Annotated in this window: 1 protein-coding gene; it reads right to left on the reverse strand. The window is 66.1% G+C overall.

Annotated elements, in window-relative coordinates; all coding sequences use genetic code 11:
- On the reverse strand, positions 1-224 hold a 224-nt coding region (locus tag HU727_RS25630), incomplete at both ends, for an RHS repeat domain-containing protein (RefSeq protein ID WP_217847169.1).

The following is a 224-nucleotide window of genomic DNA, read 5'->3' on the forward strand; positions in this document are numbered from 1 at the left end:
GCATCGTCCGGTGGAATCAGCGCGATCAGCCGTCCGACGTCGTCGTAGTGGTATTCGGTGACGGCGCCGAGCGCATCCTGTTCGGCGATCAACCGGCCCTGCTCGTCATAGGCCTTGAGCTGTTCGCCACCATCGGCCGCGACCTGGCGCACCAGCCGCGCCCGCTCGTCGTGGACGTAGACTTCTTCGGTGCCGTCGACGTAATGCACCGTCACGCTGGCGTC

The sequence above is a fragment of the Pseudomonas khorasanensis genome (assembly GCF_014268505.2).
Taxonomy (GTDB): Bacteria; Pseudomonadota; Gammaproteobacteria; order Pseudomonadales; family Pseudomonadaceae; genus Aquipseudomonas; species Aquipseudomonas khorasanensis.